The sequence below is a fragment of the Aminobacter sp. P4_D5 genome, from assembly GCF_056401815.1.
The window spans coordinates 1-601 of the sequence record NZ_JBFUIP010001016.1 but is presented as its reverse complement, the minus strand read 5'-3'; the positions used below and the strand labels follow the sequence as shown (position 1 = coordinate 601).

Genomic DNA, 601 nt, shown 5'->3' with positions numbered 1-601 from the left:
GGCTGAAGAACTTGGCGCCGATGATCGCCGCGAGGCTGCCGTAGAGATAGAAGTCGTACCATTCGAAGACGGTGCCCAGCGAGGAGGCGAAGATCACCTTCTTCTCGCCGGCCGTCATGGGCCGTGGGGCCCCCCCAGCATGTGCGGACATTCCCAACCCTTTCTTGATGGCCCTTCGGGCCATGACTCGCGCTTAACGGACGCTCCTTCCCTTCTGCCCGGCCGAACCGGGCCGGATCAACTTAACGATTAGTGACTTTTTGGTAATATATTCCGAAGGCGGACAATATCGAAACCGGAATAACTGCGAAAGAAATCAAAAGAAATCGTCAGGTTCCGGATTTTGCAGGAAAATGGCCGGGCTGGATTGATTGCTATTTCGCCACGTGGAGGGCCGTATCTTTCCCGCTTTGGCAACCTGGGCAAAATCACCTCTCCCGTGATCTCAGAGGCATCCCGCCGCCCGCGCCCGGGCCCGCACCAGCGCCAGCACCACCCGGCAGGTGGGCGCCGGCAGCCCCGTCAATTCCGCGAATTCCGCGATGACGCCGAGCAGCGCCTCGATCTCCATGGGCCGCCCCCGCTCCAGGTCCTGCAGCAT

The 601-nt window shown here is 60.6% G+C and carries 1 protein-coding gene; it reads right to left on the bottom strand.

Going from position 1 to position 601, the window contains the following annotated elements; genetic code table 11:
- Nucleotides 1–445: 445 nt before the first annotated feature.
- Nucleotides 446–601, bottom strand: coding sequence for a ketopantoate reductase C-terminal domain-containing protein (locus tag AC1DWF_RS36395; protein WP_476843303.1), 156 nt, complete (start codon nucleotides 599–601; stop codon nucleotides 446–448).

Coding starts and splice junctions, on each gene's coding strand:
- AC1DWF_RS36395 (WP_476843303.1), bottom strand. CDS start 601: ATGCTGCAGGACCTGGAGCGGGGGCGGCCCATGGAGATCGAGGCGCTG.